The sequence below is a fragment of the Burkholderia metallica genome (assembly GCF_001718555.1).
Classification (GTDB): domain Bacteria; phylum Pseudomonadota; class Gammaproteobacteria; order Burkholderiales; family Burkholderiaceae; genus Burkholderia; species Burkholderia metallica.
This window is the reverse complement of sequence record NZ_CP013403.1, coordinates 55,562-78,336: the sequence shown is the minus strand read 5'-3', so window position 1 is coordinate 78,336 and position 22,775 is coordinate 55,562. Positions and strand designations below refer to the sequence as shown.

Genomic DNA, 22,775 nt, shown 5'->3' with positions numbered 1-22,775 from the left:
CCGGCGCGTCGCACCGGCCCGCGTTCGCTCAATGCCCGAGCGATTCGATCTTGCCTGCCGGCTGCGCCACGCCATGCGGGCGCGCCATCTGCTTGATCAGCAGCGCGACACACGCGAGCAGGCCCGCGACGGCAATCGTCGCGAACACACCGGCGAACGTGAAATGCCGGCGCGTCAGCTCGGCGACGAGGAACGATCCCGCAATCCCGCCGAATCGGCCGACGCCGAGCATCCATGCGACACCGGTGCCGCGCCCTTCGGTCGGATAGAACGCAGCGGCGAGCGCCGGCATCGACGATTGCGCGGTGTTCATCAACACGCCGGCCACGAACACGACCAGCACGAGCAGCCCGACGTTGCCGGCCGCCTGCCCGATCGCATAGACGCTCACTGCCGTCAGCGCGTAGCACACGGCGATCACGCGGTTCGCGTTGAAGCGGTCCATCAGCACGCCGCACAGCACCGCGCCCACGCCGCCGAGCGGGAACAGCGCGGAGATCAGCGTCGCGCTCTTCGGCGCCAGGCCGGCATCTTTCAGCAGGATCGGCATCCAGTTGATCGATGCGTAGAAGATCACGAGCCCCATGAAGTAAGCGATCCACAGCATCACCGAGCCGACGATGTACGGGCGCGACAGCACGACGCCGAGGCCCTTGCTACCGGTCTGCGGCGCGGCTTCGGTCATCGCGAACGAGCCTGCGTTCAGCGCATCGCGCGAGATGCGCGCGAGTGTCGCGCGGACCTTGTCGACGGCGTGACCGTTGGCGACCATGAAGCGCACCGATTCCGGCATCTTCAGCAGCAACAGCACGCCGAGCAGCAGCGGCGTCACGCCGCCGAGGATCAGCACGCTGCGCCAGCCGAAATGCGGAATCATCCATGCGGCGAGGAAACCGCCGAACGCGGCGCCGAGCGGGAAGCCGCAGAACATCAGGTTGATCACGGTCGCGCGGCGCTTGTCCGGGCAGAACTCGCCCATCATCGTGACCGCGTTCGGCATCGCCGCGCCCAGCCCGACGCCGGTGACGAAGCGCAGGATCGTCAGGTGTCCGATGGTCGTCGAAAACGCGGACATCAGGCACGCGATGCCGAACAGGAATACGGAGCCGAGCAGCAGCGAGCGGCGCCCGAGCTTGTCGGACAGCGGGCCCGACACGAGCGCGCCGCACGCGAGGCCGAACAGCGCGGCGCTCAGCACCGGTGCGAGATCGGGCTTGGTGAGGTTCCATTCACCGAGCAGCGACGGCGCGATGAAGCCGATCGCGGCCGTATCGAAGCCGTCGAGCAGCACGATCACGAAACACATGAGGAACACGAGCCATTGAAAACCGCCGAACGGCTGCTCGTTGATGAAGGTCTGGACATCGACCACGGGTGTGCGATTCATCGCTAGTCTCCTTGTCGGCCGGCGTTGTAACGCCAGTCCCATGCAACACCAATATAGATGCAAGAAGCGCGGCCTCCCAGCCGCGCCTTTCTTCTGTTCACGCGCCGATGCGCTGCCGGCACGATCATTCGATATCGACGGCCCGCCAACCGTCAGCGGGCCTCGAATCAGGATCGGTATACGCCCGGCACTCAACCGGCCGCATCCTGCTCCTTGAAGATTTTGTCCGCGAGATGGAACGCGGAGTTCGCGGCCGGCACGCCGCAATAGATCGCGGTCTGCAGCAGCACTTCCTTGATCTCGTCGCGCGTCACGCCGTTGTTGCGTGCGGCGCGCAGATGCAGCGCCAGTTCCTCGCCACGGTTCAGCGCCACCATCATCGCGATGGTCAGCAGGCTGCGCGTATGGCGCGGCAGGCCGTCGCGCGTCCAGATCTCGCCCCATGCATAGCGCGTGATCAGGTTCTGGAATTCGTCGGTCACCTCGGTGCGATTCTCGATCGAACGGTCGACATGCGCGTCGCCGAGCACCGCGCGGCGCACCTTCATCCCTGCTTCGTAACGTTCCTGGTCGTCCATTGCCGTTACCTCACGCGTTCAGGAAATCGAGCAGCGCGCGGTTGAAGCCGTCGGTGCACTCGATGTTCGAAATATGCGCGGCGTCGAATTCGACGTGCTGCGCACCCGGAATCGCGGCGGCGAGCGCGCGGCCCTGGTCGGGCGGCGTCGACATGTCCGTCGCGCCGGTCACGACGAGCACCGGCAGCGCGATGCCTTTCACTTCTTCGCGCAGGTCGGCGGCATTCAACGCGTCGCAGTTCGCCGCATAGCCGTCCTTGTCGGTGTGCACGAAGGTGTCGCGGATCGCGTCGAACAGGCGCGGCTCGCGCTCGACGAACGCGTCGGTGAACCAGCGCGGCAGCACGGCGTCGGCGAGCGCGGCCATCCCTTCGGCGCGCGCCTTTTGCGCGCGCGGCGCCCACACTTCGGGCGAGCCGATCTTCGCGGCGGTATTCGACAGCACGGCGCGCACGATGCGCGACGGGAAGCGTGCGGCGAGCGCGGCGCCCGTCAGCCCACCCATCGAGATCCCGCAGAAATGCGCGCGCTCGATGCCGACGTGGTCGAGCAGGCCGATCACGTCGCCGGCAAGCTGGTCGATCGTGTACGAACCGGCCGGCGCGTCGGAATGGCCGTGGCCGCGCGTGTCGTAGCGCAGGATGTTGAAGTGCTGCGTGAGCGGACGAATCTGCGGCGCCCACATCTGCAGGTCGGCGCCGAGCGAGTTCGAGAAGACGAGCCACGGCGCATCGTCGCGCGCGGCCCGGTCGATCCGGTAATGCAGTTTCACGCCGTTGACAGTGGCGAAAGGCATCGATGTTCTCCTGGTTATTGCGCGCCCGCATGCAGCGCGAGCACGGCGTCGACGTAGGCCTGCGCCTCGCCGACGTAATGAGCGGGATCGAGCAGCCGCGCGAGCGCGTCGCGCGACAGGTGTGCGGTCACGGTCGGATCGGCCGCGAGCACGTCGAACAGCGTCGCGCCCGTGCGCACGGCTTCCTTCGACGCATGTTCGACGACGTGATGGGCATCGAGCCGGCCGATCTTGTCGCCGAGCGCGAGCATCACCGCTTCGCCGAGAATCAGCCCGCGCGTCAGGCCGAGGTTCGCGGCGAGGCGTTCGGTGTTGACGTCGAGGCCCGCGACGATCTGCGCGATCTGCGCGAGCGCGCCGCCGGTCAGGCGCGCGAGGTCGGGCAGCGCATCCCATTCGGCCTGCCAGCCGCCGAGTGCGCGCTCATGTTCCTGGACCATGCCGGCGAATACGGTCGCAACGAGGCTCGGCGCACGAACCGCGGCAGTGAGCACCGCCGCGCAGCCGACCGGGTTGCGCTTGTGCGGCATCGTCGACGAGCCGCCCTTGCCGGCGGCAGCCGGCTCGCCGAGCTCGCCGACTTCGGTCTGCATCTGCAGCGACACGTCGCGCGCGATCTTGCCGAGCGTACCCGTCAGCATCCCGAAGCACGACGCGGCTTCCGCGATGCGGTCGCGCTGCGTGTGCCACGGCACGGCCGGCGCCGCGAGTTGCAGGTCCGCCGCGAGCGCGGCGGTGACGCCGGCCGCCTGCTCGCGCAGGCTCGCGAGCGTGCCGGCCGCGCCGCCGAACTGCAGCACGAGCGCACGCGCGCGCAATTCGGCGAAGCGCGCGCGATGGCGCAGCAGCGCATCGAGCCATTGCGCGAATTTGAGGCCGAGCGTGATCGGCAGCGCCTGCTGCAGCCACGTGCGGCCGATCATCGGCGTCGCGCGATGCGTGCGCGCAAGCGCCGCGAGCGACGCGCAGGCTTCGTCGAGCATCGGTTCGAGCACGTCGAGCGTGTCACGCAGCTGCAGCACGGTGGCCGTATCGATGATGTCCTGGCTCGTCGCGCCCCAGTGGACGAACTTCGCGGCCTCCGGGTCGTCGGCCTTCACCTGCGCGGTCAGCTGCTTGACGAGCGGAATCGCGAGATTGCCGCCGAGCGCCGCACCGTGCGCGAGCGCATCGGCGTCGAGCCGGCCGGCGTCGCACGCGCGCTCGATCGGCGCGACCGCGGCGGCGGGAATCACCTGATGCGCGGCGAGCGCGCGCGCGAGCGCGGCCTCGACGTCGAGCATCCGCTGGATCGTCGCGCGGGGCGACCAGATCCGGTTGAGCGGCTCGGTGCCGCAGATGAGGGAGGTCAGGCGGGCGCTGTCTTCGAGCATGGCATCTGATTGGGGAAACGGCGTGCGCCTATTGTCCACCCAAGCGTGCCGGGATGCGCGCGAGCGCATGCGCCGGCACGCCGGCGGTTCAGGCGGCGGCCTTGCGCGTCGCGTCGATCAGCGGCACGCCGGTCAGCTTCTGAAGTTCGTCGAACGACAGGTCGGTGAAGATCTCGCTCACCGCGAGGCCGTCGGCCGTCACGTCGAGCACCGCGAGATCGGTATAGATACGGCTCACGCATTGCACGCCGGTGACCGGATACGAGCACTGCGCGACGATCTTGCTCTCGCCCTGCTTCGTCAGGTGCTCCATCATCACGAACACCTGCTTCGCGCCGATCGCGAGATCCATCGCGCCGCCCACCGCCGGAATCGCGTCGGGCGCGCCCGTATGCCAGTTCGCGAGGTCGCCGCTCGTCGACACCTGGAACGCGCCGAGCACGCAGTAATCGAGGTGGCCGCCGCGCATCATCGCGAACGAATCCGCATGGTGGAAATACGCGCCGCCGGTGAGCAGCGTCACGTGCTGCTTGCCGGCGTTGATCAGTTCGTCGTCTTCCTCGCCGGGCGCGGGCGCGGGGCCCATGCCGAGCAGGCCGTTCTCGCTGTGCAGGAAGATTTCCTTGGTTTGATCGAGGTGGTTCGCCACCAGCGTCGGCACGCCGATGCCGAGGTTCACGTACGCGCCTTCGGGGATGTCCTGGGCGACGCGCTTGGCCATTTCATCGCGGGTCAGTCGTTTCATTTGGATGCTCCTCGGGCGGTCAGGCGGCGTGGGACGTAGCGTGTTCGGCAGCCAGCTCGGCCGCGTGCGCGGCCTGCGGCACCTCGACGATGCGCTGCACGAAAATGCCCGGCGTCACGATGTGTTCCGGGTTCAGCGCGCCGAGCGGCACGACTTCCGACACCTGCACGATCGCGACCTTCGCGGCGCTGGCCATGATCGGCCCGAAGTTGCGCGCGGTCTTGCGATACACGAGGTTGCCCCAGCGATCGCCCTTGTATGCCTTCACGAGCGCGAAATCGGCGTGGATCGGCGTCTCGAACACGTAGGGCTTGCCGTCGATCACGCGCGTTTCCTTGCCTTCCGCGAGCTTGGTGCCGTAGCCGGTCGGCGTGAAGAAGCCGCCGATGCCGGCACCCGCCGCGCGGATGCGCTCCGCGAGGTTGCCCTGCGGCACCAGTTCCAGCTCGATCTCGCCCGCCCGGTACAGCCCGTCGAACACCTGCGAATCGCTCTGGCGCGGGAACGAGCAGATGATCTTGCGCACCTGCTTCGCCTTCAGCAGCGCCGCGAGGCCGGTTTCGCCGTTGCCCGCGTTGTTGTTGACGATCGTCAGGTCGCGCGCGCCCTGTTCGATCAGCGCGTCGATCAGCTCGGACGGCATGCCCGCCGTGCCGAAGCCGCCGATCATGATTGTCGCGCCGTCGTGGATGTCGGCCACCGCCGACTGAAGCGATTCGAAAATCTTGTTGACCATGTCTCTTCCTGATACGAACCCGCGGCTCGATGCGCGGCCTGTCGAGGGGACACGCGCGTGCCGCGTGCCGCGCCGGGGCCGATGTCGACTCCGGTTTTGTTCGCCATTCGAACCTAGATTCGATTAGCGAACGATGGCCGATCATAGAGTCGCGCACAGCGCGTTGTCAAGGCGGGTTGCCTCGGGGGGCGTCGCGTCGTCGAACGGCAGCCCGACGTAGTTTTCGGCGAGCGACTGCGCGGCGGCCCGCGAGCGCGTCACGTATTTCAGCTCGGCAAACTTCAGGCGATTGACGAACGGCGAGTCGTCCGGCGACGCATGGAGCATGTTCGTCATGAAGTACGAGAAGTGCTCGGCGCGCCACACGCGTTCGAGGCAGGTTGCCGAATACGCGTCGAGCGGCGCCGTATCGCCGGTGCGATAGCGCGCGCCGAGCGCACGGGACAGCGCGCGGACGTCGGCCACCGCGAGGTTCATCCCCTTCGCGCCGGTCGGCGGCACGATGTGCGCGGCGTCGCCGGCGAGGAACAGGCGGCCATGCTGCATCGTCTCGGACACGAAGCTGCGCATCGGCGTCACGCTCTTCTGCGTGATCCGGCCCTCTGTCGGCGTCCAGCCGGTGTCGTTCGAAAAGCGCGTGTGCAGTTCGTCCCAGATCCGTGCGTCGGACCATTCGGCGAGATCCTCGTCGGGCTTGCACTGCAGATACAGGCGCGTGACCGTCGGCGAGCGCATCGAGAACAGCGCGAAGCCGTTGTCGTGATGCGCGTACACGAGTTCGTCGAGCGACGGCGCGGCGTCGGCGAGGATGCCGAGCCATGCGAACGGATAGACGCGCTCGAACGTGTTCAGCCGCTCGGCGGGAATCGTCTGGCGCGCGATGCCGTGGAAACCGTCGCAGCCGGCGATGTAGTCGCAGTCGATGCGGTCTTCGCGGCCGTCGGCGTGCTTGAACGTGACGAACGGGTGCTCGCTTTCGACATCGTGCAGCGCCACGTCGCTCACTTCGAAATGCATCGCGTGGCCATGCTCGACGCCGGCCGCGATCAGGTCGCGCACCACTTCGTGCTGGCTGTAGACGGTGATCGCGCGCCCGCCGGTCAGCGCGGACAGATCGATGCGATGGCGCTGGCCCGAGAACAGCAGCTCGATGCCGTGGTGTTCGAGCCCTTCGCGGCGCATCCGGTCGCCGAGGCCGGCTTCGTTCAGCGTGTCGACGGTGCCCTGCTCCAGCACGCCGGCGCGGATGCGGTTCTCGCAGTATTCGCGGGAACGCGCTTCGACGAGGATCGAATCGACGCCTTGCAGGCGCAGCAGATGGGAAAGCAGAAGGCCGGACGGACCGGCGCCGATGATCGCGACTTGGGTGCGCATTGTTCGTCTCCTGAACATTGGTTCGAGTAATGGAACACATTTGAGCGCTTTCCCGACTATGCGGCAACGCGATTCAGGAGATATGTTGTATACGTTTTGAAGATACTGGCCCGGCGATGGAAGCGCTCGATCTGAACCTCATTCCCTACCTCGTCGCGCTCGACGACACGCGCAACGTCAGCCGCGCGGGCGACCTGCTCGGCGTGAGCCAGCCGCGCGTGAGCACGGCGCTCGGCCGGCTGCGCGACTATTTCGGCGATCCGCTGTTCGTGCGCACGTCGCGCGGGATGGAGCCGACGCCGCGCGCGCTCGCGCTGCTGCCGGCTGCGCGCGACGCGCTCGCGCAGATCAAGCGCGGCCTCGTCGCGCCGCACGACTTCGACCCGGCCGCGAGCACGCATACGTTCTCGATCGCGCTGTCGGACGTCGGCGAGATCGTGTTCCTGCCGAAACTGCTGCAGGCATTCGCGACGCGCGCGCCGCACGCGAACCTGCGTTCGGTCTCGCTCGCGCACGACGAAGTCGGCCGCGGCCTCGAAGCCGGGTCGATCGATCTCGCGGTCGGCTACTTCCCCGATCTCGACGGCAACAACTTCTTCCAGCAGCGCTTGTTCACGCACCGGTTCGTGTGCCTGATGCGGCGCGGCCATCCGTTCGAGCAGGCGCCGCCGTTCACGGTCGAGCAGTTCCTCGGGTGCGGGCACGCGGTGGTGCGTGCGGAAGGCCGCAGCCAGGAAGTGCTCGAGAAATACCTGGCGAAGCAGCGCATGCAGCGCCGCGCGGTGCTCGAGACGCCGCACTTCATGAGCCTGCCGTTCATCCTGAGCCGCACCGACCTGATCGCGACGGTGCCGCACGCGATCGGCTATGCGTATGCGGCCGAGCACGCGTTCATCGTGCCCGTCGAGCCGCCGCTCGCGCTGCCGCGTTTCGACCTGAAGCAGCACTGGCATCGCAAGTACCACAACGACCCGCGCCTCGCGTGGCTGCGCGGCGTCGTCGCGTCGCTGTTCAACGACGAGCAGGACGAATGGCCGAAGTGACGAACGATGAGCGGCGGCCCGTACACACGCCCCGCGAAACCATGAAACAATGCCCGGATATCGGCCGCCGCTCGCGGCCTTCGATGGAGCCACTACAACATGGGTAAGAAGAAGTCCGCGCGGCCCGAGCCCGCCGCATCCCGGCCGAGCCGTGAAGAAGCCGAAGACGCCGTGCGCGTGCTGTTGCGCTGGGCCGGCGACGATCCCGCGCGCGAAGGCCTGCTCGACACGCCCGCCCGCGTCGTGCGCGCGTACGAGCAGTTCTTCGCCGGCTATGCGCTGGAGCCGCGCGACATCCTCGCGCGCACGTTCAGCGAGGTCGACGGCTACGACGAGATGATCGTGCTGAAGGACATCCGCTTCGAGAGCTACTGCGAGCATCACATGGTGCCGATCATCGGCCGCGCGCACGTCGCGTATCTGCCGAATCATCGCGTGGTCGGCATCTCGAAGCTCGCCCGCCTCGTCGACGCGTTCGCGAAGCGCCTGCAGATCCAGGAAAAGATGACCGTGCAGATCGCCGACACGCTGTTCGACGTGCTTCAGCCAAAGGGCGTCGGCGTGATCCTCGAAGCCGCGCACCAGTGCATCTCGACGCGTGGCGTGCACAAGCCGGGCGTCGAAATGGTCACGTCGCGCATGCTCGGCACGTTCCGCACCGATCCGTCGACGCGACGCGAATTCCTGTCGATCGTCGCGAATCCTTCCTCGGTCAACCTGACGAATACCTGATGGAGCAGACGAAGCAAACGGCGCACGCGCCCGTCGTGCTCGTGACCGGCGCCGCGCGCCGGGCCGGGCGCGCGTTCGCCGAGTATTTCGCCGCGCACGGCTATCGCACCGCCGTGCATTACGACCGTTCGGCCGATGCCGCGCAGGCGGCCGCCCGCGCGATCGCCGAGCGTGGGCACGAATCGGCTGCATTGCAGGCCGACCTGTCGGATGCGGCGCAGATCGCCGCGCTGATCGACCAGGTGTATGCGCGCTTCGGGCGCCTCGACGTGCTGGTCAACAACGCGTCGGTGTTCTGGCAGGACCACTTCCCGAGCTTCGACCTCGCGGCATTCGACCAGGCGTGGGCCGTCAATTGCCGCGCGCCGATCCTGCTCACGCGCGCGTTCTACGAACGTGCTCGCGCGGCCGGCACGCAGGGGGTCGTCGTGAACGTGGTCGACCAGAAGATCAAGGAAAACTTCCACCGCGACCATTTCAGCTATACGGTCGCGAAGGCCGCGCTCGGCAACCTCACGCAGATGCTCGCGCTGTCGTCCGCGCCGGTGCTGCGCGTGAACGCGGTGTTCCCCGGGCTGATGCTGCCGAGCGACGACCAGACGCAGGCCGACTTCGAGCACGCGAGCCGCGCATCGACGCCGCTCGCGCGCATCGCCGGCCCCGACGACGTCGCGAGCGCGATCCTGATGCTGACGGGCAACGCATACAACGGCGTGGATTTCGTCGTCGATGCGGGGCAGAACCTGATCCGCGTCGACCAGGACGTGCTGTACAAGCACCGCGCGCCCGACAGCAAGCACTGACGCACGCGCCCGCGCGAACCGGGCGCGCCGCCGCGTTACGGCTTCTCCGCGCTGCCGCCTTCCCGTACCTTGCCCTGCGCGACGCTCGTGCCGGCCGGCACGCTGTGCGTGAGCCACACGTTGCCGCCGATCACCGAGCCGCGCCCGATCGTCACGCGGCCGAGAATCGTCGCGCCCGCGTAGATCACCACGTCGTCCTCGACGATCGGGTGGCGTGCATTGCCCTTCACCAGCGCGCCTTCGCCATCGGCCGGGAAACTCTTCGCGCCGAGCGTGACGGCCTGGTACACGCGCACGCGCTCGCCGATGATCGCCGTCTCGCCGATCACCACTCCGGTGCCGTGGTCGATGAAGAAGCTCGGGCCGATCTGCGCGCCCGGGTGGATGTCGATGCCGGTGGCCGAGTGCGCGATTTCATTGATGAACCGCGCGAGCAGCGGCACGCCGAGCTGGTGCAGCGCATGCGCGAGCCGGTGATGCATCATGGCCAGCACGCCGGGGTAGCACAGCAGGATCTCGGTGATGTGCTGCGCGGCCGGATCGCCCGCATACGCAGCCTGAATGTCGCTGACGAGCAGCGCGCGGACCGCCGGCAACTGCCGGCCGAATTCGCGGGCGATTTCGAACGCGCGTTCGTCGAGTTCGGCGAACGGCGTATCGGCATGCTCGGGCAGGAACGGCAGCGCGCGGCGGATCTGTTCGGACAGGATGCGCAGCGTGCTTTCGAGCGTGTGGCCGACATAGAAATCGACGCTTTCGTCGGTCAGATCGGGCGCACCGTAGTGCGTCGGAAACATCGACGCGCGCAGGCCGGTCACAATCTTGCAGATCGCATCGCGCGACGGCAGTTCGCGGATGCCGCGCGGATGGCGCGTGCGATGGAGTTCCTCGCGCGACTCGCGCAAGCCGGCAACGATTTCTTCAAGGCCCCACTGACGGGCGGGTGATGTCGACATATGCCAATGCAAGCGGCCGCGCTCGGTCGCACGGCCGCCAATAAAGTGACGGGTTCCGCAAGATTACCGCGTTTTTTGTCCGCGAGCGGCACGCCGGGGATCGGCCGGATGGCCGATGCCGCGCAAGTGCGGCGGCGTTACATCGCGATGCTGCTCGCGTCGATCCATCGCACGGCCCAGTCGCGCGCGTGCGCGATCGCGGCGTCTTCGTCGTGGAACTGGAGCTCGATCGGAAAAAAACGGTTCGCAACGAGTTCCCCGTCGCTCGATCGGGAGATCACGACGTAGGGTTTGAACGAACCGTCGCTGGCGCGCGCGGGCGCGCAATTCAACAGATAACCGCGGTGCGTGAAGGCAGTAGTCGCTTGCATGAATCCGCCACCTCTAGTCCCTTGCTTTGTTGTTCACTACCCGTCTTTAAGGGGTGCTGCGGCCCCCGGCGCGGGCAGAGGCGGCGCGACCGAATCCCCTCTCGCCGCTTCGCAGGAAAAGAATCATACTCTGTAGAAAACGCGTCTTCTAGCTGAAATAAATCACGACAAATCAGTGCGCGCCGCGCGACCGCGGCGATCGCCCGCGCGCCTTTTCCCGTCACGCCCGGAACGGGATTTGCTTCGATCCGGCACGCTTCGCCGCGAGGAGAGCCGCGATGGAATCATCCGGTCAAACCGGTCGTTCGCGCCCGCGCAGCATCGAGCTCGACAACGACGACACGCACGACAGCACGGTCGATACCGACGGCAAGAACCGCGAGGCGGCGCGCCTCGCCGGCGGCGGGCCGATCTCGCCCGACGAGATCACGCGCAGCAACGCGTCGCTCGTCGGCGCGATGCCCGAAGCCGCCGACGGCTTCGCCGGTTTCGACAGCCGCGCCGGCGGCAATCATCCGGCGTTCGCACTGCGCGCCGGCTACATGGTGATCGAGAAAGGCTTCGACGCGCCGCCGCCGATCGGCGATGCGCTGTTCGGCCCGGTTCACCGGATGTACGGCAGCGCGTACTGGCCCGGCCACCAGCGGCGGCCGGAGCGCATCTTCGAGCTGACGGCCGTCCCGAAATAGCCGGCGCGGCGTTTGAATCGATCGTTCGTTTGCGGACCGGCATGCGGCGCGAGCCGATGGCGACGATCGGGTGCGCTGCTCCGGTGCGCCGATCTTGCACCGGCAACTGCGCGATGCAGGAGCGAACGCTTCCGCGCAGCGGCAGCGGCAGCGTCGCGCATGCCGCGAAACGCGCCGATGCACGGGTGTTGATCGAGGTCATGTCGACACGGCGCGGTTGCGATTGAATGGCGATGCGGGCGATGCCTCCTTGCAGCCGTCGTATCGCGTCGTATCGCGTCGATTCGACCGGCGTGCGCGACGATGCGTGCGCGCATGCGTTTGCGCCCACGCTACGGACGATAGCCGCGGCGCCGACCCGCGACGCGTCACGCGATGCAGCATGCGCCACGTGCATGTCTGCGCGCTGCGACAGCACAAGCGGCGGCGCCACCCATCACGACCGGCGCCTCACTGCAAAGTCCCGGCCGTTGGTTTACTCTGCCTCGCAGCATCGCGCATTGCCCAGCCTGATCGGCCATTCGGCCGACTTCGTTTCAACCCGCCACTCGGAGACACTATGTACAAGCGCATTCTGGTTGCCGTCGACGGCAGCGACACGTCCCGCCACGCGTTCGATGCCGCGCTGGCGCTCGCGAAATCGCACGGCGCCGAGCTGCAGCCGTTCTACGTCGTCGAGAACGCCGCGATCTACTACAACGTACCCGGCTACGATCCGTCCGTGCTGCGCGATCAACTCGTCACGCAGGGCAACGCGCTCGCGAAGGATTTCACCGCGCTGATGCAGGCTGCGGGCGTGAAGGGCGAGACGCGGCTGAGCGAAGCGACGTCGCTCAACGACGTGTCGTCGCTGATCCTCGACGGCGCGAAAGCATTCGATGCCGATCTGCTCGTGCTCGGCACGCACGGCCGCCGCGGCTTCCGTCGTCTCGTGCTGGGCAGCATCGCCGAACAATGCGTGCGCCACGCCACGCTGCCCGTGCTGTTGATTCCCGCGGCCGCCAACGCCGACGAACCGGCCGCGTGAACGGCATTCGGCATGCGCGGGCGGTCGCGACGTTTTGTCACCCGACAGCGGCAAGTTGCGGTGGGACAATGATTCCGTCGATTCAACGCCGGAGTAAACGATCATGCTGACGCCCGTCGCCACACGTCCCGCTGCCAGACCTCATGCCGGTAGCTGGGCGCCTCGCCAGGCTGCACATTGCTCGACGTGCGCGATGCGGCACCTGTGCATGCCGCAGGGCCTGGCGCCCGAAGCGCTCAGTCGCCTCGAATCGGTCATCTGCGCGGCGCGCCCCGTCAAGCGCGGCGAGGCGCTGTTTCGCGAAGGCGATGCATTCGACAACCTGTACGCAGTACGCTCGGGTTCGCTGAAAACCGTCGCCACGCGCCACGACGGCCGCGAACAGGTCACCGGCCTGCATCTCGCGGGCGAAGCGCTCGGCCTCGACGGCATCTGCGACGATACCCATCCGCGCACCGCCGTCGCGCTGGAAGACAGCTCGGTCTGCGTGATTCCGTACAGCGCACTGAAGGCGCTGTGCTCGGAAGCCGGCTCGATGCAGTTGCGCATGCACAAGCTGATGAGCGAACAGATCGTGCGTGAAACGTCGCAAACGATGCTGCTCGGTTCGCTGAATGCCGAAGAACGCGTCGCCGCGTTCCTGCTCGACGTGTCGTCGCGCTACCTGAAACGCGGCTACTCGCCGTCGGAATTCAACCTGCGGATGACCCGTGAAGACATCGGCAGCTATCTCGGCATGACGCTCGAAACGGTCAGTCGCACGCTGTCGAAATTCCAGAAGCGCGGCCTGATCGAAATGCAGGGCCGCCACGTGCAGATCGTCGATTTCGACGGCCTCCAGCACCTCTGATCACACCGCACGGCGCGCGCCTCGCGCGCCGTCAGCATCGCACTGCGAATCAATCGAGAAACAGCGCGGCACGCGCTTTCAGTGCCGCGCTGAAATCGTCGAGCCAGCCGATCGACAGACGCCAGCTCTGCCAATAAAGATCGATGTCGATGGTTCGGCCGCGCGACATGTCGATCAGCTCACCCGCCGCCAGCTGGCGGTCGACCATCCGGTCCGGGCACATCCCCCATCCCAATCCCGTTTCGCATGCGCGCAGGTAGCCCGCGACATGCGGTATCCAGTGCTGCGGCGGATCGAGATCCGCGCGCGTCACGCGCCGGATGAAACGCGCCTGCAGCCCGTCCTTCGGATTGAACATCACGCACGGCGCGCGGCGCAGCGCATCGCGCGTGATCCCCGCGTCGAAATAACGCGCGTAAAACGCCGGCGAGCACACCGCGCGATAGCGAATCCGCCCGAGCCGCTCCGACCGGCATCCCTGGATCGGCTCGGCCTGCGCGGTCACCGCGCCCTGCACACTGCCGTCGCGAATGCGCGAGGCCGTGTAATCCTGGTCGTCGATCACGAGGTCGAGCAGCGTCTCGCGCTCCGTGCAGAACGGCCCGACCGCATCGATGAACCACGTCGCGACGCTGTCGTCGTTGACGGCCACGCGCAACGTCGGCCACGCGCTCGCGATCTGGCCCGGCAACGCGGGCATCCGGCCGCCCAGTTCGGCTTCCAGCAGCTGCACGCGTTCGGTATGCCGGCACAGCAGCGCGCCCGACGTGGTCGCGACGCACGGCTGCCCGCGCTTGACGAGCACGCTGCCGACGCGCTCCTCCAGCAGCTTCACGCGCTGCGACACCGCCGACGGCGTGACATTCAGCTCCTTGGCCGCCCGCTCGAACGAGCCGTGCCGGATCACGGCCGCGAGGGCATCGAGCAACGCGTAGTCGAGCATTAGATTTCCTTAATCTGCATTAGGTGATTTAGCTTCTCTTATTTTCCTGCCGACCGCAGACTAGCGCTACCCGATTCATTCGTCTACTGCTTCCACGGCTGTCCCCCATCATGAACTGGCTGAACTGGCTCGCTTTTTCCCACGGCGCCGCACTGTGCGCGTCGCTCATCGTCACCATCGGCGCGCAGAACGCGTTCGTGCTGCGGCAGGGCATCATGCGCTCGCACGTCGGCAAGATCGTGCTGCTGTGCGCGGTGTCCGACATGATCCTGATCGGCGCGGGCGTCGGCGGCGCATCGGTGCTCGTCGAACGCTATCCGACCTTCGTCCATGCGGTGCTGTACGTCGGCCTCGCGTATCTCGCGTGGTTCGGCATCAACGCGCTGCGCCGTGCGTTCAAGCCGGGCCACGACACGCTCGACGTGCGCGGCGACGCAGTCGCGCCGCCGCCGCAAGGCGCGCTCGCGATCGTGCTGATGACGCTCGCATTCACGTGGCTCAACCCGCACGTGTATCTCGACACGTTCCTGCTGATCGGCACGGCCGGCGCACGCGAGCCGGAAGGCGCGCGGCTCGCGTTCGCGATCGGCGCGATGACGGTCAGCGTCGTGTGGTTCCTCGGGCTCGGCTATGGCGCACGCTTGCTGGCGCCGTGGTTCCGCAAGGCCGTGGCATGGCGCGTGCTGGATGGCGCGATCGGCAGCATGGTGCTGTTTCTCGCAGCGGTGCAGTTGCGGTAGGGCGGGGCGTGTCGCGGCAGATCCTGTCTGCCGCGACGTCAGGTCAGACGGTCGCGGTCGCGACCGGTATCGCGTTCGGCGTCAGGCCGTCGAGGTCGCGTCGGGCAGCGTGCCGCCGATCGCCGCGGGCGGGTTGCTGGCCAGTTGCGGTTCGTTGGCCGCCGTCGGGTCCGACTGCTTCGCCGGATCGGCCTTCGCGAGTTGCGTGGCGGCCTGCTCGGCCTTGTCGCCCTCGTAGCGCCAGAACAGGAACTTCTTGCCGCGCTTGCCCATGAAGTACTGACGGTTGACCGACCAGCGGCTCGATTCGGCGAAACCGACGTGACCGTCTTCCATCTGTTTCTTGAAGCCCGCGATCGAGTCGTGCACGTAGTGATCGAAGAACCGGTCGAACGTCGCGCGCGCCGCCGGATCGATGCCCCCCAGCCAGTTGCCGGTGACCCGCGTGGCCGCGTCGATCGCCTTGTACTGCTCCGAGATGGTCCGCGTCAGGACGCCCCCGTTGGCGCGACGGATGAGATCCGCATCTTCGTTCCATTCGCGGTCGGTAATCGCCATGTGGGCGTCCACGCCGCCAGGCGGCTTCATCCGGCCGTCGTGCAGGCGCCGGCTGCGGCTCGCGCGCCACTGGTAGTAGCGGTTCATGTGCCAGATGATCTGCGACTCGAGCCTGTCGCTGTTCGACGCCACGCCCGCGCGACGCTCGTTGCCTTGCCCCATGTACACGTTCCAGGCCGCCTCCAGCTCAGCGGAAATCGCGAACAGCCCGCCGGCCGATTCCACGATCTCCTTCGGCTCGCGAAACGGCACGCCGGCCTTCCACGCCTCGATGTAGAGATTGTTCAACGCGACGTTGGCCAGTTCGTTGGTGCGCCCTTCCTGGTAGTTGCGCTCGTAGCCGCCGCCCACATCCGAGTGCATGCCGGGGTAATACACCTCGCGGCAGTTCGCTGGAAGCGTCTGGTCCTCGCGCACCGAATCGCCGGGGAATTTCTCGCGGACTTCATGCGACGCGACATAGTGAACGCATTGCCGTACGTAGTCCGGAATGCGAATGTCGTTCGCCCATTCCGCGTGGCCGCCCTTGTCGATGCTGTGAAGCAGGCCGCCGTAGACCGGCCCCAGGATCCCGCCGACGATGTAGGGCGCCGCCTTCTCCATGCGGCTGCCGCCGAAGCCTGTCGACGCCACCGTATCGAGGATGCCCATGAAGTAGACGACCACTTCGGGACGCATCCCCTTCATGTTCTTCTTGTTCCACCAGAGCCGGCCGCCGATGTTCTCGGCCAGTTGCTCGGTCAGCATGCGGACGAACGCCCGCGCCTCCGTGGCGCCGCGCGAGAAGCCGAACGCGGCCACGTTGATCTGGCTCACGGCCGGCATGTGGCTCGCCACGTGTTTTTCGAGCTCGCCGAGCATCCAGCGGATGCGCGCCTCGCCCTTGCTCGCGGCCGCCATGCCAAGCGCGCCGTCGATACCCTTGCCCGAATCGCCGACCTTGCTGCAGGGTGTGCCGACGCCCTCGACGTACCGGCCCATCGTGCGCGGATTGGCCTTGTTGAACGGGACATGGGCAAACATCGCGAGCTTGGCGATATTGCTGTACTTGGTCCTCGCGACGTCCGTCGAACCGTTGCCGTCCTCGCCGTAGTTGTTGCCCGTGCCATCGAAGAAGGCCGTAAACCACACGGGTTTCGGACACTCCTTGCATTGCTCGACCCGCAGCGGATCGAGCGCCTCGCGGTGCCCGTTGCGGATCGACTCCTCGACCGGCGTGATATCGGTGATGCGTCGAATGAGGGGGGGATTGCTCATGGCGGTTACGCTCCTGTTCCGGTCACGCGTCCAGCGTCAGTTCCACTGGGCCGGTTTCTTGCGCCCATAGAACGGATTGGGAATTTCCTTGAGGCACGCGCGGTCGGTCAGCTTGCGCTGCGCGTCGCGCTTCGACAGGGCCACCTTCGGGTCCGGGCCGTCGGCTTCGAAATCCATGTCGCCTTCCACCCGGCCATCGGGGAAGAAGTGCAGCACGATACCGCCGCTCTTGCCCTTGACGGGCGGGCGCGTGACCGTGATCTCGCCTTCGCACCATGCCATCCCCGGCTGGGTTTCCCGGTGGGTGTACGGGTCGTAGTTCGAGGACGACGCTTCCATCGCGCGCTTGTCGACCACGCGTTCCCACCACACCTTGAACGTCTTCGGGGTCTTCCAGCGGAAATCCCATGCGAGGCTCGGTCTTTGCCCGCCGCCGCCGGTCCAGTATTTCGCGCTCCGCGGCGTCGCACTCGCGCCATCGGCGCTTGCCGCATCGTCGAGGCTGTTCTTGTCGGGCGGCAGCAGATAGACGCCGTAGATGTCGTAATCCGTATAGTTGAAGGAACCGGCCGTGATGATGTCGTAGTTCGGGTCGTTCCATTTATTCACTTCGCCGGGCGCAAGGCTGTCCTTTTCGGCATCGTTCACGCTCTTGCTGCACGCAGCCGTGGAAAAAACCATCACGGACAGCAGGGTGATCCAGCAGCGGTTCATATTGAACTTCCTTCTCTTCCAGTCGATTTCATTCGAGTCGCGTCGCGTACGCGCCATCACCCGGCCGCTTCCTGCATCCGCCGCCAGTCTTCCGCCGGCACCCGCGCCAGCGCCTCCGGAAACGCCTCCCCTTGCGCGACCGCGTCGAACACGACGGCCATCGCCGGATCCTCGTCGAAGCGCGCGCCGTAGCGCAACGCCAGTTCGCAATAGATCAGCAGCGACGCCGCGCTTTCGGCGCCGTGCGCCCGGCAGCGTACCAGTTGATCGCGCACGAAGCCGTAGTGCGCCTCGGCCGGCAACGACGCGAGCAGCGCGGGCTTTTCGACACGCAGCCGCTCGAGCATCGTGTACGGATAGCAGGCGGCGAGCAGATCGTCCTCCTGCGCCTGGGTCAACTGCAGCGGAAACTTGGCGGCCTGCCCGACGTTGGCGGGCGCGGCGATTTCCACCGTCCGGATCTGCAGTGCGGAATCCCGGTGAATCCAGTGCCGCACGCCCTGCGCCAGATACGCGCGATGCGCGGCGGGGAGCATGTCGAGCCAGAACGGCAGCACGCGCGGATCGAAGAAGCGCATCAGCATCACGCTCTCCATCTGCTCGAGCTGGACGTCCACCATCGGCGCCAGATGCGCGGCCAGTCGCTCGAGCGACAGCGGCGACACGAGCACGCTCGCCGCCGGCCACGGAATGCTGCGCGGCTCGACGGCATCCGCGGCATCGGCACCGTCGGCGCCGGGCTGCCATTCGTACAGCAGCGGTCCGACGATTCTCGCATCGTCGTCGGCGGCGTCGAGCAGCGAAGCCGCGACGAACGCGGGCCACGACGTCTTGTCATCGTCCGGCAACGTATCCAGCAATGCGCCATCGATCAGGACGTAAGCGCGCAGCCCGTCCTGCGACGCCAGCGCCGCCTGCAGCGCATCGGCCGCCTGCGCGGCGATCGGGTCGTTCGTCATGCGCTGCCCCGCTTCACGCCTTGGCGGCGAACGGCGACGCCATCGATGCCGCGTTGACCATGCACGGCGCGCACGCCGTGCCCGGGAACGCGCGCGCGGGCACCGGCAGGCTGTCCGGCCCGATGAACGTATGCGACGCCGCATGCGCGGTGAATCCGCCCTTCGTCCCGTGGACGATGCCGCTGCCGTTCCAGCGCGTATAGCTTGTCCCGCCGTTGATCAGGACTTCTTCTTTTGCGGTGATGGTGATGCGGTTCGCATCGACCTTCACGTCCAGCTTGGCCAGCACGTTGATGCTGTCCTTCAGCGCCTGGATGTCGATGTCGGCGGCGGCGGCCACGAGCCGGATACCCTTCTCGAACGCGGCGACGCGCACCGCCTCCTGCGCACTGACCAGCATGCTCTTGCCCGCGCCGATGCTCGTGTGGGCGCCGCTCGTCAACGCGACGTGCTGATCGCTCGCGATGTGGGTCGACCCCGTCGTCGTGGCCAGGATCCCCGCCGGGCTGGCGAGGGCCAGGAACGGCTGCGCGAACTCCGGAAACTCGCCCTGCTGCGGATTGCCGCCGCTGCCCCTCAGCCCGTCGTTCTGCGTTCTGAGCGCCTGATGGACGGCGTCCTGATCGCCGGACTCCTGCGCCTTCACGTCGTGCGCGGACCCCGACAACGATTCGTGCAGGTCGTGCGCCTTGTCGAGGCGCGCGACGGTCTCGCCGATGTCGGTCGCATGGGCACGCGCGTCGTAGCGCGCTTCGCTCGTCACGAGCAGGCCCTTGGCCGCCCGGACCGCGCCATGCGCGTCGGTCCGCAATTCGAAGCCGCGGGCGCGCTGATCGGTGCGCCCCTGGGTCGCGTCGATGCGGACGTTGTGCCCGAGCGTCAGTTCGCTCGCGTCGGTATCGCTGCGCAGCTTCAGCTGGAGCTGCTGCGGCGTGTCGTCGAGCAGCACGTGGTTCGAGCGTCCGCCGGCCGCGTTGCCGCTGTCGCCGGACAGCTCGCGACTGCGCAGGCCGGTCAGCACGTGCTGGTCGGGCAGCGCCCACGGCGGCATCCGTTCCGCGTTGTACGTGGTGCCCGACACGATGGGCCGGTCGGGGTTGCCGTCGAGGCACATCACGAGCACCTCGCTGCCCACGCGCGGATGCGCGATCATGCCCTTCTCGCCGCCCGCCCAGCCGGCGGCCACGCGAATCCGCGCGCTGATCTGCGCTGCACGATCCCAGTGGTAGACGATGCAGACACGGCCGTATTCGTCGACGTCGACGCTGCCGGCTCCCTTCGCGCCGGCGACGGTCGCGGTTTGCGGCGCCAGCACGCGCACCGGTTCGCTGTTGAACCCGCGCCCCGGGCGCCACGGCGTCCGTCGACGGCCCGCGACGAAGCGGTTGCGATACTCGGGCTTGCCGTCGGCCTGCAGGTAGTTGTTCGCCGCTTCGTGGCGGGCTTCGAGAATCAGGTACTCGTGATCCTGCGGGCTGCCCGACGCCACGCTGGAGTGATCGGACAGCTGGAACCAGCGCCCGGGCAGGATGCCGTGATGATTGCCGGCCGCGTCGAAACGCGTCGCGGTCGCCTCGATCTCTTCCATCCGCACGCGCGCGAGCGCGTCGCCGGCGCGCGTTTGCTTCGCGAAGCCGTAGTGCCCCACGTATTCGTGATGCTCGACCTGCGGCGCGACACCCGACGGATGCAGCGTCGGAATCTGCGCGTTGGCCGCATGCGGCGCCTTGAAGTCGAACGCCGTCGCGCTATAACTGCCGGCGGACAACGACCGTACCGCGGACCATTGCGAAATGGCGTCGGCGGCCATCGGGCCGTCGTGCGTCTGAAAGCGGATCTGCGGCGAGCGGCCGTCGATGGCCGGGCACTGCACCGTGCTGTCGTCGCCGACGATCAGCTTCAGGCCTTTCTCGTCGTGCTCCCACCAGTACAGGAACCCGGCGGCTTCCAGATGGCGAACGATGTAGTTCCAGTCGCTTTCGCCGAGCCCGCCGCCCTGCACGTTCATCGTGCGCGCCGGATCGTCGCCGCGCACGCGCCACTCCCACGACGGCGCGAGCCCCTGGTAGTCGGCAAGCAGCGTGCCGATCTGCTGCTGAAGCGACTGGCCGAGGAACAGGCGGTTGTTCACGCGCGTCAGCAGGAAATGACTCCACGGGCGCAGCACCGCGCGATACTCCGCGATCGAATCGTCGTTGCGGACCAGCGAAAACTCGGTGCAGTAACCGGTGAAATAACGCAGACCGCCGTCCGGTCGCACCATCGACACCGCGAGCAGCTTGCCCAGCATGTCGGCCAGCGTGACGCCCGCCTCGCCCGACAGCAGCGTCACCTCGAACGTGAAATCGATCCCCAGCCCTTCGTGCGCGACGAGACGCTCGGCAACCAGCCGCGCCGGACGTTGCCGGCCGTACGAGTCGGTCACCGACGGCGCGTCGTCGTGAGGAAAAGACAGCGCGAGCAGGCGTTTGTCCTGCAGGAAAAACGGGGTTCGAGTGAATGCCGCCAGGTCAGCCATGACCGCCTCAGAATGATTATTCGTTCGTGTGGCAGCGGCCGCTGCCTCCCTTGATTTTGGGATGAAAGGATATCGTAGACATCGCGTCGCGACAACGTTGACGCCGTACGTCATTTCCCTACCTCGGCACGGAAAATCGGTAATAAATACAGTACCTTGCGCGCGGCGGCGGCGGCGCTCGAACGGAGATCGCCGCCGCGATGACGTCGCCTCGTCCGGCATGCCGGCGCGCGCGCACGAAACTCGCCGGTGGGTGCGCCGGCGACGGAACCTGCCACGCGCTTCGCCGTCTCAACGCGACCGGCTTCACGTCCCGCAGTCCCCTCCCGTCACCCGCAGCTTACGGAGCAGAACATGGCACATCGCACCCTCGGTACATCCAGCATCCAGGTTTCGCCGCTCGCGTTCGGCGGCAACGTCTTCGGCTGGACCGTCGACGAAAACGCGTCGTTCGCGCTGCTCGACGCGCTCGCCGACACCGGCATCAACTTCATCGACACGGCCGACGTCTATTCGGCCTGGGTTCCCGGCAACCACGGCGGCGAATCGGAAACGATCATCGGCAAGTGGCTCAAGCGCTCCGGCAAGCGCGAGCAGGTCGTGATCGCGACCAAGGTCGGCCTGCTGGCCGCGCGCGCGGGGCTGTCGAAAGACAACATCCTGAAGGCCGTCGACGATTCGCTGCGCCGCCTGCAGACCGACTACATCGACCTGTATTTCTCGCACCGCGACCTCGCCGATACGGCCCCGCTCGAAGAAACGCTCGGCGCGTATCAAACGCTGATCGACGCGGGCAAGGTGCGCATCATCGGCGCATCGAACTACAGCGGCGCGCGCCTGCGCGAAGCCGCCGCCATCAGCGAGCGCGACGGGCTGCCCGCGTACCAGGTCATCCAGCCCGAATACAACCTGATCGACCGCGCCGACTACGAACGCGATCTCGAGCCGGTCGTGCGCGACCTGAAGCTCGGCGTCGTCAACTATTACGCTCTCGCGAGCGGGTTCCTGTCGGGCAAGTACCGCAGCGAGGCCGACCTGAAGAAGAGCGTGCGCGGCGATCGCGTCGCCGGCTATCTCAATGAACGCGGGCTGCGCATTCTCGCGGCGCTCGACGCGGCCGCGGAGAAGCACGGCACGCAACCGGCCGCGATCGCGCTCGCGTGGCAGATCGCACGGCCGACGATCACCGCGCCGATCGCGAGCGCGACGTCGCTTGCGCAGCTGAAATCGCTCGGCGATGCGATCCGCGTGCAGCTCGACGAGGACGACATTCGACGGATCGACGCGGCCAGCGCGGGCTGAAGCCGACGGTAGCGGGCCGCCGACACGATCGCGCGATTTGCACAGTCCGCGCGGATGCGCGGCGGCCCGGCCACGTCAGCGTCGCGTTCCGCGGGGCAAGATGGGCGACGAGCAGGACGTGTCGCTCGGGCTCCAATCGTCGTCATCGAAGTAAACCGGCACGACCTAACCCAAAATCGCATCGATGTTTTGACTGAAACGGCCGCTTCCGTTGACCCGGCCGGACATCGATCGCGCGTCCGCCCGCAGCGCCCCGCTGCACGCGCGTCACACGCCCGTCCCGGGTCTTTCACGGATTGACCGCGCCGTTCGGCGTGCCCGAGA

22 protein-coding genes are annotated in these 22,775 nt (G+C 67.2%); 8 read left to right on the top strand and 14 right to left on the bottom strand.

From position 1 onward, the window contains the following. Positions 1–28 precede the first annotated feature (28 nt). The 7 genes from WJ16_RS20210 to pobA all read right to left on the bottom strand — a co-directional run bounded on the left by WJ16_RS20210 (position 29) and on the right by pobA (position 6,989). A complete protein-coding gene (locus WJ16_RS20210) occupies positions 29–1,387 on the bottom strand; it encodes an MFS transporter (protein ID WP_069258893.1) in 1,359 nt (452 codons plus the stop codon). 191 nt (positions 1,388–1,578) lie between these two features. Beyond that, a complete protein-coding gene (gene pcaC, locus WJ16_RS20205; protein ID WP_006480129.1) occupies positions 1,579–1,965 on the bottom strand; it encodes a 4-carboxymuconolactone decarboxylase in 387 nt (128 codons plus the stop codon). A 10-nt stretch (positions 1,966–1,975) separates the two neighbouring features. Beyond that, complete coding sequence (gene pcaD, locus WJ16_RS20200; RefSeq protein WP_069258892.1) at positions 1,976–2,761, bottom strand: 3-oxoadipate enol-lactonase; 786 nt, start codon at positions 2,759–2,761, stop codon at positions 1,976–1,978. Between the two features lie 14 nt (positions 2,762–2,775). Further along, a complete protein-coding gene (locus WJ16_RS20195; protein WP_069258891.1) occupies positions 2,776–4,134 on the bottom strand; it encodes a 3-carboxy-cis,cis-muconate cycloisomerase in 1,359 nt (452 codons plus the stop codon). 88 nt (positions 4,135–4,222) lie between these two features. Beyond that, a complete protein-coding gene (locus tag WJ16_RS20190; RefSeq protein ID WP_069258890.1) occupies positions 4,223–4,879 on the bottom strand; it encodes a CoA transferase subunit B in 657 nt (218 codons plus the stop codon). Positions 4,880–4,898: 19 nt separating this feature from the next. Continuing rightward, positions 4,899–5,615: a 3-oxoacid CoA-transferase subunit A gene (locus WJ16_RS20185; RefSeq protein ID WP_069258889.1), complete on the bottom strand. Its 717-nt coding sequence runs from the start codon at positions 5,613–5,615 to the stop codon at positions 4,899–4,901. A gap of 141 nt (positions 5,616–5,756) precedes the next feature. Continuing rightward, on the bottom strand, positions 5,757–6,989 hold the full coding sequence (pobA, locus tag WJ16_RS20180; RefSeq protein WP_069258888.1) for a 4-hydroxybenzoate 3-monooxygenase: 1,233 nt from the start codon (positions 6,987–6,989) through the stop codon (positions 5,757–5,759). Between the two features lie 116 nt (positions 6,990–7,105). Here pobA and WJ16_RS20175 point away from each other — a divergent pair, with 116 nt between their 5' ends. From WJ16_RS20175 to WJ16_RS20165, 3 genes are all read left to right on the top strand, one after another. After that, the gene (locus WJ16_RS20175) at positions 7,106–8,032 is read left to right on the top strand and encodes a LysR family transcriptional regulator (RefSeq protein ID WP_069258887.1); all 927 of its coding nucleotides are present in this window, start codon (positions 7,106–7,108) and stop codon (positions 8,030–8,032) included. 99 nt (positions 8,033–8,131) lie between these two features. Further along, positions 8,132–8,764, top strand: a complete 633-nt coding sequence (gene folE, locus WJ16_RS20170; protein ID WP_069258886.1) for a GTP cyclohydrolase I FolE — start codon at positions 8,132–8,134, stop codon at positions 8,762–8,764. Next, positions 8,764–9,567 carry an SDR family oxidoreductase gene (locus WJ16_RS20165; RefSeq protein WP_069258885.1) on the top strand — a complete coding sequence of 268 codons (804 nt, stop codon included), beginning with the start codon at positions 8,764–8,766 and terminating at the stop codon, positions 9,565–9,567. Before folE ends, WJ16_RS20165 begins: the two co-directional genes overlap by 1 nt. Before the next feature lie 35 nt (positions 9,568–9,602). On the opposite strand, the gene epsC is transcribed toward WJ16_RS20165, so the two are convergent. Together epsC and WJ16_RS20155 are read right to left on the bottom strand one after the other, a co-directional pair. Continuing rightward, positions 9,603–10,523, bottom strand: a complete 921-nt coding sequence (gene epsC, locus WJ16_RS20160; protein WP_069258884.1) for a serine O-acetyltransferase EpsC — start codon at positions 10,521–10,523, stop codon at positions 9,603–9,605. A gap of 137 nt (positions 10,524–10,660) precedes the next feature. Then, entirely contained in the window at positions 10,661–10,894 is a 234-nt protein-coding gene (locus WJ16_RS20155) for a hypothetical protein (protein WP_069258883.1), read from the bottom strand. Positions 10,895–11,172: 278 nt separating this feature from the next. Between WJ16_RS20155 and WJ16_RS20150 the strand changes: the two genes are divergently transcribed. The 3 genes from WJ16_RS20150 (at position 11,173) to fnr (ending at position 13,460) form a co-directional block, all read left to right on the top strand. Then, positions 11,173–11,583: a DUF3005 domain-containing protein gene (locus WJ16_RS20150; protein ID WP_069258882.1), complete on the top strand. Its 411-nt coding sequence runs from the start codon at positions 11,173–11,175 to the stop codon at positions 11,581–11,583. A gap of 559 nt (positions 11,584–12,142) precedes the next feature. Next, entirely contained in the window at positions 12,143–12,610 is a 468-nt protein-coding gene (locus tag WJ16_RS20140; protein WP_069258880.1) for a universal stress protein, read from the top strand. Positions 12,611–12,713: 103 nt separating this feature from the next. Continuing rightward, a complete protein-coding gene (gene fnr / locus WJ16_RS20135) occupies positions 12,714–13,460 on the top strand; it encodes a fumarate/nitrate reduction transcriptional regulator Fnr (RefSeq protein WP_069258879.1) in 747 nt (248 codons plus the stop codon). Between the two features lie 49 nt (positions 13,461–13,509). Here fnr and WJ16_RS20130 read toward each other — a convergent pair whose 3' ends face one another. Then, entirely contained in the window at positions 13,510–14,403 is an 894-nt protein-coding gene (locus WJ16_RS20130; protein ID WP_006480142.1) for a LysR family transcriptional regulator ArgP, read from the bottom strand. Positions 14,404–14,522: 119 nt separating this feature from the next. Here WJ16_RS20130 and WJ16_RS20125 point away from each other — a divergent pair, with 119 nt between their 5' ends. Further along, positions 14,523–15,143 carry a LysE/ArgO family amino acid transporter gene (locus WJ16_RS20125; RefSeq protein WP_011548718.1) on the top strand — a complete coding sequence of 207 codons (621 nt, stop codon included), beginning with the start codon at positions 14,523–14,525 and terminating at the stop codon, positions 15,141–15,143. A gap of 81 nt (positions 15,144–15,224) precedes the next feature. Here WJ16_RS20125 and WJ16_RS20120 read toward each other — a convergent pair whose 3' ends face one another. From WJ16_RS20120 to WJ16_RS20105, 4 genes are read right to left on the bottom strand one after another with little or no spacing between them, the layout of a single operon-like run. After that, positions 15,225–16,958, bottom strand: coding sequence for a T6SS phospholipase effector Tle1-like catalytic domain-containing protein (locus WJ16_RS20120; protein WP_069258878.1), 1,734 nt, complete (start codon positions 16,956–16,958; stop codon positions 15,225–15,227). Between the two features lie 36 nt (positions 16,959–16,994). Beyond that, positions 16,995–17,672, bottom strand: a complete 678-nt coding sequence (locus WJ16_RS20115) for a DUF3304 domain-containing protein (RefSeq protein WP_069258877.1) — start codon at positions 17,670–17,672, stop codon at positions 16,995–16,997. 56 nt (positions 17,673–17,728) lie between these two features. After that, positions 17,729–18,631 carry a DUF4123 domain-containing protein gene (locus WJ16_RS20110; protein ID WP_069258876.1) on the bottom strand — a complete coding sequence of 301 codons (903 nt, stop codon included), beginning with the start codon at positions 18,629–18,631 and terminating at the stop codon, positions 17,729–17,731. A gap of 13 nt (positions 18,632–18,644) precedes the next feature. Continuing rightward, the gene (locus WJ16_RS20105; protein WP_069258875.1) at positions 18,645–21,149 is read right to left on the bottom strand and encodes a type VI secretion system Vgr family protein; all 2,505 of its coding nucleotides are present in this window, start codon (positions 21,147–21,149) and stop codon (positions 18,645–18,647) included. Positions 21,150–21,503: 354 nt separating this feature from the next. On the opposite strand from WJ16_RS20105, the gene WJ16_RS20100 reads away from it, so the two are divergent. Next, entirely contained in the window at positions 21,504–22,451 is a 948-nt protein-coding gene (locus WJ16_RS20100; RefSeq protein WP_069258874.1) for an aldo/keto reductase, read from the top strand. The last annotated feature ends 324 nt before the right edge of the window (positions 22,452–22,775 follow it).

Coding starts and splice junctions, on each gene's coding strand:
- pobA (WP_069258888.1), bottom strand. CDS start 6,989: ATGCGCACCCAAGTCGCGATCATCGGCGCCGGTCCGTCCGGCCTTCTG.
- pcaD (WP_069258892.1), bottom strand. CDS start 2,761: ATGCCTTTCGCCACTGTCAACGGCGTGAAACTGCATTACCGGATCGAC.
- WJ16_RS20190 (WP_069258890.1), bottom strand. CDS start 4,879: ATGAAACGACTGACCCGCGATGAAATGGCCAAGCGCGTCGCCCAGGAC.
- WJ16_RS20120 (WP_069258878.1), bottom strand. CDS start 16,958: ATGAGCAATCCCCCCCTCATTCGACGCATCACCGATATCACGCCGGTC.
- WJ16_RS20185 (WP_069258889.1), bottom strand. CDS start 5,615: ATGGTCAACAAGATTTTCGAATCGCTTCAGTCGGCGGTGGCCGACATC.
- WJ16_RS20110 (WP_069258876.1), bottom strand. CDS start 18,631: ATGACGAACGACCCGATCGCCGCGCAGGCGGCCGATGCGCTGCAGGCG.
- WJ16_RS20115 (WP_069258877.1), bottom strand. CDS start 17,672: ATGAACCGCTGCTGGATCACCCTGCTGTCCGTGATGGTTTTTTCCACG.
- WJ16_RS20130 (WP_006480142.1), bottom strand. CDS start 14,403: ATGCTCGACTACGCGTTGCTCGATGCCCTCGCGGCCGTGATCCGGCAC.
- WJ16_RS20140 (WP_069258880.1), top strand. CDS start 12,143: ATGTACAAGCGCATTCTGGTTGCCGTCGACGGCAGCGACACGTCCCGC.
- pcaC (WP_006480129.1), bottom strand. CDS start 1,965: ATGGACGACCAGGAACGTTACGAAGCAGGGATGAAGGTGCGCCGCGCG.
- fnr (WP_069258879.1), top strand. CDS start 12,714: ATGCTGACGCCCGTCGCCACACGTCCCGCTGCCAGACCTCATGCCGGT.
- WJ16_RS20100 (WP_069258874.1), top strand. CDS start 21,504: ATGGCACATCGCACCCTCGGTACATCCAGCATCCAGGTTTCGCCGCTC.
- WJ16_RS20175 (WP_069258887.1), top strand. CDS start 7,106: ATGGAAGCGCTCGATCTGAACCTCATTCCCTACCTCGTCGCGCTCGAC.
- WJ16_RS20155 (WP_069258883.1), bottom strand. CDS start 10,894: ATGCAAGCGACTACTGCCTTCACGCACCGCGGTTATCTGTTGAATTGC.
- folE (WP_069258886.1), top strand. CDS start 8,132: ATGGGTAAGAAGAAGTCCGCGCGGCCCGAGCCCGCCGCATCCCGGCCG.
- WJ16_RS20150 (WP_069258882.1), top strand. CDS start 11,173: ATGGAATCATCCGGTCAAACCGGTCGTTCGCGCCCGCGCAGCATCGAG.
- epsC (WP_069258884.1), bottom strand. CDS start 10,523: ATGTCGACATCACCCGCCCGTCAGTGGGGCCTTGAAGAAATCGTTGCC.
- WJ16_RS20105 (WP_069258875.1), bottom strand. CDS start 21,149: ATGGCTGACCTGGCGGCATTCACTCGAACCCCGTTTTTCCTGCAGGAC.
- WJ16_RS20165 (WP_069258885.1), top strand. CDS start 8,764: ATGGAGCAGACGAAGCAAACGGCGCACGCGCCCGTCGTGCTCGTGACC.
- WJ16_RS20210 (WP_069258893.1), bottom strand. CDS start 1,387: ATGAATCGCACACCCGTGGTCGATGTCCAGACCTTCATCAACGAGCAG.
- WJ16_RS20195 (WP_069258891.1), bottom strand. CDS start 4,134: ATGCTCGAAGACAGCGCCCGCCTGACCTCCCTCATCTGCGGCACCGAG.